The sequence below is a fragment of the Streptomyces sp. NPDC042201 genome, from assembly GCF_055582185.1.
In genome coordinates this window covers 509,401-516,605 of sequence record NZ_JBVJDS010000005.1, presented here as the reverse complement: position 1 = coordinate 516,605, position 7,205 = coordinate 509,401, and the positions used below count along the sequence as shown (strand labels likewise).

Sequence of the window (7,205 nt, the reverse complement as noted above, 5' to 3'; positions counted from 1 at the left end):
AGACTCTTTCGTGTCCGATTCCCCGTCGGAGCGGGGTTGCCTTCCGGTTCTTCGCTTTCGCGTTTCCCTTTCCGGCGATTCCGACTCTACCAGATTCATTTGGCTGTTCTTGCCTCAAGAATTCTGGTGGCCTTTGGATTGGCCTTTTGTCTTTCGACGGACGCGACATTATCAGAAACATTCGTGCCGATTCGCATCGGCCTTCGTCCATCTGAGTGTCGAATCGAAGGGGCTCCACAGAAATTCGATTTCCGTCGGGAGCCGCGTAGATATTTACCACCGCACTCGGAGCTTGTCCAGCTTCGAGGCAACCGTTCAAATCTACCTCCCCACGCTGGCCGTGTCAACGGTCTTTGTGGGGCGAAGAGGAGACTAACAGGTCAGAGACGCGCTCCGCACATCAGGCGGCGGTGGGAAGTTCGGCGCTCCGGTCCGCTTCCGCCACGTCCCCTGTCTCGCCGGTCCGCACCGCTCGGCCGCCGAGGATGTAGACGTACGCCAGGAAGACCACTTCAGCGACGACACCGATGGCGATGCGCGCCCACGTGGGCAGGCCGGACGGGGTCACGAAGCCTTCGATCACACCTGACACAAAGAGGACCAACGCCAGGCCCAGGGCCATGCCGAGCGCGGCCCGCCCCTGCTGGGCGAGGGCGGTACGGCGGCTGTACGGACCCGGGTCGATCACCGTCCAGCCGAGCTTGAGGCCCGTACCGGCGGCGACGAAGACCGCGGTCAGTTCGAGCAGACCGTGCGGAAGGATCAGGCCCAGGAAGGTGTCGAGGCGGCCGGCGGACGACATCAGCCCGATGCCGACACCCAGGTTGAGCACGTTGACGAAGAGGATCCAGATCACCGGGAGACAGAGGAACGCGCCCAGGACGAGGCACATGGCGGCGGCCTGGGCGTTGTTCGTCCAGACCTGGGCCGCGAAGGACGCTGCGGGGTGGCTCGAGTAATACGTCTCGTACTCGCCACCGGGCCGGGTCATCTGGCGCAGCTCGTCGGGGGCGGCTATCGCGGACTGGACCTCGGGATGTACTCCGATCCACCAGCCGATGACCACGGCGAGGAGCGTGGAAAGGAGCGCGGTCGGTATCCACCAGCGCCGGGACCGGTAGACGGCCGCGGGAAAGCCCGCCGTCAGAAAGCGCGCGGCGTCGCGCCAGGTGGCGCGGCGGGTGCCGGTGACCGTGGCACGGGCGCGGGCCACGAGCTGGGTGAGGCGCGTGGTGACCAGGGGGTCGGGAGCGCTGGACTGGATCAGGGAGAGATGAGTGGCCGTGCGCTGATAGAGGGCGACAAGTTCGTCCGCCTCGGTGCCGCTGAGGCGGCGCCCGCGGCGCAGGAGATGATCCAGGCGGTCCCACTCGGCGCGGTGGGCTGTCACGAAGACATCGAGATCCATGGTCGGCTGCTGCTCCAGGCACTGGGTCCGTACGGTCCGTACTACTGCGGCGCGCTGCGGGCCAGCTTGGCAGACTGAGCTTTCCAGGGGCAGGGAAGGTCGGCGAAGGGTGGGCACCGGTGAATGAGCTTGTGACGGGCGATGCGGTCGTACTGGGGCTGCGCCCGGCGAAGCTGCCGAGCCGGGCGCTGGCCATGGCGATCGACCTCGTGGCGGCCTGGGCCGCCTACCTTCTGGTGTCGCTCGGGATCGTCCTGGCAACGAGCTCACTGGACGATGCGGCGGTCACGGCGCTGTCCGTCGCGACGTTCCTGCTGGTGCTGGTGGGCGGTCCGATCGCGGTGGAGACCCTCAGCCACGGGCGTTCGCTGGGGAAGCTGGCCTGTGGTCTGCGGGTCGTGCGGGACGACGGCGGGCCCATCCGGTTCCGGCACGCGCTCGTGCGCGGGGCGATGGGGGTGGTGGAGATCCTGATGAGCTTCGGGGTCGTCGCCTGTGTCGCGTCGCTGGTGTCGGCGCGGGGGCGGCGGATCGGGGATGTCTTCGCGGGGACGCTGGTCGTACGGGAGAGGGTTCCTGCCACCCGCATGGCGACGGTCCCGCCGCCTCCGCCCTGGCTCGTCGGGCGATTCGCGGAGCTGGATCTTTCCGCCGTGCCGGACGAGCTGTGGCTCGCGATCCGCCAGTACCTGACGCGGATGGGGCAGCTCGACGCCGGCGTGAGCTGGTCTATGGCGGAGCGGCTCGCGGGCGATCTGGCGATGCGTACGGGAGCGCCGGCGCCGCAGGGGGTGCCCGCCGCCGCGTACTTGGCGGCCGTGGTGAACGAGCGGCAGGCGAGGGATGCGCGACGGGCCTTCGGCGCCTCCAGGGCCCCGGGCCCTGTGCCCACTCCCGCTCCCACTCCCACTCCCGCTCCCATCCCCGCCTCAACTCCCCCTGCGCCCGTGGCCGGACCGGCTGTCGGGGCGGCGGAGCAGACGCCGGGTGCCGGGTCGCCGTCGGGCACGGGGTTCGCCCCGCCGGCGTAGGCGCGGGCGTCAGGTCAGGGTCGAGGGCGGGGTTTCGAGGTCTTCGAGTTCGATGCCGGGAGCGGAGAGCACGACGTCGCCGGCGAGGTGAATCGCATGTTGTTCACCGGTGTCCAGGGCGTTGACCTGGTACTCGTCCACGATCAGAGGTCCGTTGTCAGTGGGGTGCGCTTCACTGTTCACCAGGGCCCAGGACTGGTCGAGGGTGCGGGGGGCGAGCACTGGGTCCGTGAAGGCGACGAGGCGGACACGAGTGGCGGGGGAATCGGGGGTGAGGCGCAGAAGCCGGGCTGTTGCCACGAGGAACGCGGGGGATGTGCCGGTGAAGGCATGGGCGCGGACGTTGCCTTCGGTGGCGTGGGTGCCGGTGGGGTCGGTACGGACCCAGGTGACGCCGTCGAGGGCGGCGCCCCGGACCTGCCAGCTCGCGGCGTTCAGCTCAAGACGGATGGGCCGGCCGAGTTCGTCGAGGGCCAGATCGACGGAGCCGGCGTGGTCGCCGGAGGGAGTGGTGATCTGGGAGACGTAGCGCCAGCCGGAGGGGCCTGGCGCGCAGTGGAAGTGTTCGTCACCGAGAGGGGTGTGGTCGTGCGGATCGTGCAGCGAATAACGGCCGCGGGGCATGGGGTCCTTCTGGTCTTGCGAGCGCTCGGCGACTGACACGGGACAGGCCCCCGACACGGGGGTGCGGGGGCCTGTCCGGTACCGCGGGTACCTGTCACTGGGGGCGCGTCAGTGGCCCGTCAGCCCGTCAGTGGGCCGAGAGTGGATCAGTAGCGGTAGTGGTCGGGCTTGTACGGGCCCGCGACGTCGACACCGATGTAGGCGGCCTGCTCCGGGCGGAGCGTCGTGAGCCTCACACCGAGCGCGTCGAGGTGGAGACGGGCCACCTTCTCGTCCAGGTGCTTGGGGAGCACGTAGACCTCCGTCGGGTACTCCTCCGGCTTGGTGAAGAGCTCGATCTGGGCCAGGGTCTGGTCCGCAAACGAGTTGGACATCACGAAGGACGGGTGGCCGGTCGCGTTGCCCAGGTTCAGCAGGCGGCCCTCGGAGAGGACGATGAGCGTCTTCCCGTCGGGGAAGGTCCAGGTGTGGACCTGCGGCTTGACCTCGTCCTTGACGATGCCGTCGATCTTGGCCAGGCCGGCCATGTCGATCTCGTTGTCGAAGTGACCGATGTTGCCGACGATCGCCTGGTGCTTCATCTTGGCCATGTCCGCAGCCATGATGATGTCCTTGTTGCCGGTCGTGGTGACGAAGATGTCAGCGATGCTGACGATGTCGTCGAGCGTGGCGACCTGGTAGCCGTCCATCGCCGCCTGGAGCGCGCAGATCGGGTCGATCTCGGTGATGATCACGCGGGCGCCCTGGCCGCGCAGGGACTCCGCACAGCCCTTGCCGACGTCGCCGTAGCCGAAGACGACTGCGACCTTGCCGCCGATCAGGACGTCGGTGGCGCGGTTGATGCCGTCGATCAGGGAGTGGCGGCAGCCGTACTTGTTGTCGAACTTGGACTTGGTGACCGCGTCGTTGACGTTGATCGCCGGGAACAGCAGGGTGCCGTCGCGGTGCATCTCGTACAGACGGTGGACACCGGTGGTGGTCTCTTCGGTGACGCCGCGGATCTCGGACGCCAGACGGGTCCACTTCTGCGGGTTCTCGGAGAGGGTGCGGTTCAGGAGCTGGAGGATGTAGGCGTACTCCTCGCTGTCCGCGGTGGCCGGGTCGGGGGCCTTGCCGGCCTTCTCGAACTCGACGCCCTTGTGGACCAGGAGGGTGGCGTCACCGCCGTCGTCCAGGATCATGTTCGGGCCGCCGGTGGGCGTGTTCGGCCAGGTCAGAGCCTGCTCCGTGCACCACCAGTACTCCTCGAGCGTCTCGCCCTTCCAGGCGAAGACCGGGACGCCCTGGGGGTCGTCCGGGGTGCCGTTGGGGCCGACCGCGATGGCGGCGGCGGCGTGGTCCTGGGTGGAGAAGATGTTGCAGGACGCCCAGCGGACGTCGGCACCGAGAGCGGTCAGGGTCTCGATGAGGACGGCGGTCTGCACCGTCATGTGCAGGGAGCCGGTGACCCGGGCACCGGCGAGCGGCTGCGACGCCGCGTACTCCTTGCGGATCGACATCAGACCGGGCATCTCGTGCTCGGCGAGATTGATCTCCTTGCGGCCGAACTCGGCGAGCGAGAGGTCGGCGACCTTGAAGTCCTGTCGGTTGGCGACAGTCGTCATATCGAGCTGCTCCTCGTAAAGGGGGTCGAGGGTGGGTACGTACGGCTGGCTCTGCGGCGGCGGGCATACGAATGCCCGGGCGCTCGCGGCGCAGTCCGTCGGAGGCCCTCTCTCCCTCGGACGGTCCGCGCGGGCGGACCGCCCGACCGCCATCAGCAGCGACGTCTGGCTCTGGGCACGAATCTACACCGATCGACCCAGCGGCCCACAGTCGATCGAGAAAAGGGATCCACGGAAGAGAGAGGCCTCAGCGCCGCTTCAGTGGTCGGTGGCCGGGGTCTCGCCGCCGGGGCTCTTGGCGGGGTTGGTGCCGGACGCGGCCGCCGACTCGCTGTAGATGTCCGGCTCCAGGTAGATCACCCGGGCGATCGGGACCGCCTCGCGGATCCGCGCCTCCGCCGCGTTGATCGCGTGGGCGACTTCGGTGGCCGTGTCGTCGTGCTGCACCGCGATCTTGGCCGCGACCAGCAGCTCCTCGGGGCCGAGGTGGAGCGTACGCATGTGGATGATGCCGGTGACCACGTCGCCGTCGACGAGCGCCGCCTTGATCTTCTGCACGTCCTCCACGCCCGCGGACTCACCCAGGAGCAGGGACTTCGTCTCGGCCGCCAGAACCAGCGCGATCAGGATGAGGAGGATGCCGATGCAGAGGGTGCCGATGCCGTCCCAGACGCCGTCACCGGTGGCCAGGGACACGCTGACGCCACAGAGGGCGAGCACCAGACCGACCAGCGCGCCGAGGTCCTCCAGGAGGACGACGGGGAGCTCGGGGGCCTTGGAGCGGCGGATGAACTCCGTCCAGGAGCGGGTGCCACGGGTGAGGTTGGATTCCTTGATGGCCGTACGGAACGAGATCGACTCCGCGATGATCGCGAAGACGAGCACACCGACCGGCCAGTACCAGGCCTCGATCGCGTGCGGGTGCTTGATCTTCTCGTAGCCCTCGTAGATGGCGAACATGCCACCGACCGAGAAGAGCACGATGGAGACGAGGAAGGCGTAGATATAGCGCTCGCGGCCGTAGCCGAAGGGGTGCTCCGGGGTCGCCTCGCGCTTCGCCTTCTTGCCGCCGAGGAGCAGCAGCCCCTGGTTCCCCGAGTCGGCGAGGGAGTGCACGCTCTCCGCGAGCATCGAGGACGAACCACTGAAGAGGAACGCCACGAACTTGGCTACTGCGATCGCGAGGTTGGCGCCGAGCGCCGCCACGATCGCCTTGGTTCCGCCTGACGCGCTCATGGGTGCGTTGTGTCCCTTCATCGGTACTGCGGCCCTGGCGCCGCGGTACGGCGGCACATTGTTGCAGCCGTGTGCGTGGCCGGTTGCTCAGGCCTTCACTGTTGCCCGGAAAACGGTGCCTGTACCGGACAGTTCGGCCTTCTCTCCCGCCGGGACGAAGACCGAGGTGCCCGGGGTCAGCGCGAAGTCGTTCGCGTAGGGCGTGCCGGCCGTGCAGAGCAGGATCTGCGGCACGGGGGCCGTGAGGTCGCGCGGCGCCCCACCTGCGGCCAGGGAGTAGCGGGACAGCCGGAATTCATCGACAGGGGTGTCGTACAGCTCCTCGCCCGAGGGGGACGCCTCCGGGCGCAGGACACCCGGCTCGGTCGCTTCGAAGCGCACGACACGGAGCAGTTCGGGGACGTCGACATGCTTGGGCGTGAGGCCGCAGCGCAGGACGTTGTCCGAGTTGGCCATGATCTCGACGCCGAGGCCGTTGAGATAGGCGTGCGGGACACCGGCGCCGAGGAAGAGCGCCTCGCCGGGCTGCAGTTGTACGTAGTTGAGCAGCATGGCGGCGATGACGCCCGGGTCGCCGGGGTAGTGGTGCGCGATCGACACGTACGGCGTGTAGTCGCCGCCGAGACGCTCCGCGGCCGCGGCGGCCTCGGTGACGGTGGCGGCCATCTCGGCCGGGTCCGCGGCGAGGACGGCGGTCAGGACCTCGCGCAGCGCGGCCTCTTCGGGGTGGGCGTGGAGGAGGTCGACGTACGGCTTGAGCGAGTCGACGTCCAGCCGCGCCAGGAACTCGGCGGCCGCGTCCGGGGCGCGGAAGCCGCACAGGCCGTCGAAGGGCGTGAGCGCGCAGATCAGTTCGGGCTTGTGGTTGGCGTCCTTGTAGTTCCGGTGCGGGGCGTCGATCGGGACGGCCCGGTGCTCCTCGTCCGCGTAACCCTCCTTCGCCTGGGCGAGGTTCGGGTGGACCTGGAGGGAGAGGGGGGATCCCGCGGCGAGGAGCTTGAGGAGGAACGGCAGGCGGGGGCCGAACTTCCCGACCGCCGCCGCGCCGAGTTCCGCCTCGGGGGCGGCGTCGATGGCGGCGGAGAGTGCCTGCTCGCCGGCGCCGCGGTCGAGGCGGGACGGCGCCCCCGGGTGGGCGCCCATCCACATCTCGGCCTGGGGTTCTCCCGTGGGTGCGGTGCCGAGCAGTTCCGGGATGAGCGTTGTGGATCCCCAGGCGTAGGGGCGCACGGTATTGGCGAGGCGGTCCATGGGGTGAGCCTTCTGGTACGTGGTGACGTGCGGGTGGCGTGCGGCCGCACC

Annotated in this window: 6 protein-coding genes; 1 reads left to right on the top strand and 5 read right to left on the bottom strand. The window is 69.0% G+C overall.

The window, feature by feature from the left end; translation table 11 throughout:
* Nucleotides 1-400 precede the first annotated feature (400 nt).
* Entirely contained in the window at nucleotides 401-1,408 is a 1,008-nt protein-coding gene (locus tag ACZ6MZ_RS15925) for a stage II sporulation protein M (protein ID WP_389793040.1), read from the bottom strand.
* 119 nt (nucleotides 1,409-1,527) lie between these two features.
* On the opposite strand from ACZ6MZ_RS15925, the gene ACZ6MZ_RS15920 reads away from it, so the two are divergent.
* On the top strand, nucleotides 1,528-2,439 hold the full coding sequence (locus tag ACZ6MZ_RS15920) for an RDD family protein (protein ID WP_469352333.1): 912 nt from the start codon (nucleotides 1,528-1,530) through the stop codon (nucleotides 2,437-2,439).
* A 9-nt stretch (nucleotides 2,440-2,448) separates the two neighbouring features.
* Here the strand turns inward: ACZ6MZ_RS15920 and ACZ6MZ_RS15915 are convergent, their stop codons facing one another.
* From ACZ6MZ_RS15915 to manA, 4 genes are all read right to left on the bottom strand, one after another.
* Complete coding sequence (locus ACZ6MZ_RS15915; RefSeq protein WP_469352331.1) at nucleotides 2,449-3,063, bottom strand: hypothetical protein; 615 nt, start codon at nucleotides 3,061-3,063, stop codon at nucleotides 2,449-2,451.
* 146 nt (nucleotides 3,064-3,209) lie between these two features.
* On the bottom strand, nucleotides 3,210-4,667 hold the full coding sequence (gene ahcY / locus ACZ6MZ_RS15910; protein WP_469352330.1) for an adenosylhomocysteinase: 1,458 nt from the start codon (nucleotides 4,665-4,667) through the stop codon (nucleotides 3,210-3,212).
* Nucleotides 4,668-4,925: 258 nt separating this feature from the next.
* Nucleotides 4,926-5,903, bottom strand: a complete 978-nt coding sequence (locus ACZ6MZ_RS15905) for a cation diffusion facilitator family transporter (protein WP_389793048.1) — start codon at nucleotides 5,901-5,903, stop codon at nucleotides 4,926-4,928.
* An 87-nt stretch (nucleotides 5,904-5,990) separates the two neighbouring features.
* Nucleotides 5,991-7,154, bottom strand: a complete 1,164-nt coding sequence (gene manA, locus ACZ6MZ_RS15900; RefSeq protein WP_389793050.1) for a mannose-6-phosphate isomerase, class I — start codon at nucleotides 7,152-7,154, stop codon at nucleotides 5,991-5,993.
* Between the last annotated feature and the right edge of the window lie 51 nt (nucleotides 7,155-7,205).

Excerpts from the sequence above, each read along its gene's own strand:
- manA (WP_389793050.1), bottom strand. The coding sequence starts at position 7,154 with ATGGACCGCCTCGCCAATACCGTGCGCCCCTACGCCTGGGGATCCACA.
- ACZ6MZ_RS15915 (WP_469352331.1), bottom strand. The coding sequence starts at position 3,063 with ATGCCCCGCGGCCGTTATTCGCTGCACGATCCGCACGACCACACCCCT.
- ACZ6MZ_RS15905 (WP_389793048.1), bottom strand. The coding sequence starts at position 5,903 with ATGAGCGCGTCAGGCGGAACCAAGGCGATCGTGGCGGCGCTCGGCGCC.
- ahcY (WP_469352330.1), bottom strand. The coding sequence starts at position 4,667 with ATGACGACTGTCGCCAACCGACAGGACTTCAAGGTCGCCGACCTCTCG.
- ACZ6MZ_RS15925 (WP_389793040.1), bottom strand. The coding sequence starts at position 1,408 with ATGGATCTCGATGTCTTCGTGACAGCCCACCGCGCCGAGTGGGACCGC.